General features: G+C 75.6%; 2 protein-coding genes. Both read right to left on the minus strand.

Going from position 1 to position 1,411, the window contains the following annotated elements:
- Positions 1-123: 123 nt before the first annotated feature.
- Positions 124-729: a DUF305 domain-containing protein gene (locus ACFV0G_RS27880; RefSeq protein ID WP_380553706.1), complete on the minus strand. Its 606-nt coding sequence runs from the start codon at positions 727-729 to the stop codon at positions 124-126.
- Between the two features lie 184 nt (positions 730-913).
- Positions 914-1,267, minus strand: coding sequence for a hypothetical protein (locus ACFV0G_RS27885; protein WP_380553709.1), 354 nt, complete (start codon positions 1,265-1,267; stop codon positions 914-916).
- Positions 1,268-1,411: the final 144 nt, after the last annotated feature.

The raw sequence follows: 1,411 nt of genomic DNA on the forward strand, positions 1-1,411 counted from the left end.
GCTGGCAGCGGCCTGATAGCCACACCCAGCGCCCCTGGGCGACCCAACCTTACGAATGGCTCGATCAACCCGACTCAGAAGGTAGAGCGGCCTGACCCGCGGGCGGTGGCTGCCGGCGGATCGTCAGGAGGGCCCTGCCGCCAGGCGGTCGAGTTCGCCGAGCTCGGCCGCGCGGGTCCGGGCGAGGTCCGCGGCGAGCTGCTTCACCGCCGGGTCGGACCCGTTGGCGCCCTCCGACCCGGCCAGCCGGACGGACTGGTCCAGGTACTCGCGCATCCGGTCCTCGACGATCCGGTCGAAGGCGCCGGCGGAGGCCTGTTCGGCCGCGGTGTACTCGGCGGCCGTGGTCATCCCCGGCATGTCGTGGCCGGCGTGCACGTCGGTGCCCGCCACACCGGCCCGCTGTTCGAGGGCGCGCAGCCGGGACAGCTCGGCGCCGTGCCCGGTCGCGACGGCCGCGGCCAGCGTCCGCAGGCGCGGGTCGGCGGCCCGGGTGCGGGCCAGTGCGGCGAGCCGGACGGCCTGATCGGTCATCGGGGTGAGCAGTTGCAGCCAGGCGACGTCGGTCGGGCCGAACGCGCCCGGAGAGGCGGCGCGCGCCGCGGCGGGCACGGGCCCGCCGGCGGCCGGCCGCGCCGGACCGGCCCGGCCCGGAACTCCGGCCACCGCGACCAGGGTTGCGGTGACCAGGAGCGCGGCACCGGCCGCGACGATGAAGGCCGATCGCACGGGGTCCCTCCCAGGGGCGGGCGAGGCTTTGGGGTCAGGGCGAGAGAGCGCTCTCCGAGATGGGACGATAGAAGCGGGGCAGAGCACTGTCAAGGCAGTCGGCACACGCCGGAGGGGTCGGCCGACTGCCCTGCTGAACGGGCCGCTCGAGGGGGGTGGGGCCGCGACCCCGACCCCCTTGCGGCTACCCGCGGCTGACGCTGACCCCGCCCAGCAGCCCCCAGGCGTTCACCCGCACGGTCGGCCCGCCGGGCTCGGTCGGTCCGTCGTCGCTGACCCCGCCGAGCCGGATCCCGCCGACCTCGACCCGGACGTCGGGACGGACCCGGAGGCTGACGCCACCGATCAGGCTCAGCTTGGTGATCTGCAGCTCGGCGCCGTCCGGGATCTCCACATCGGTCAGGTCGATGTCGGCGCCGCCGATCAGCGACGCGGTCAGCGTCCGCTCGTGGAGCGTCGCACCGTCGAGGCGGTGGCCGCCGATGATGCTCACCCGGATGTCGGTCCTGCGGTCGTCGCGCTCGTCGCTCTTCGTCATGACCACCACGGTAGGGGCCGTGGCCGTGCGGCCTCCAGTGCCGCAATGCCGGTGTCCCGCATGACGGGTGTCATGCCGGGCGGGTGCAGCGCCCGCCGCCGGGCGGCCCGGTGCAAGTCGGGCCCGGCGGGCGGACGGCGGTCA

The organism is Kitasatospora sp. NPDC059571, assembly GCF_042735675.1.
GTDB lineage: Bacteria > Actinomycetota > Actinomycetes > Streptomycetales > Streptomycetaceae > Kitasatospora.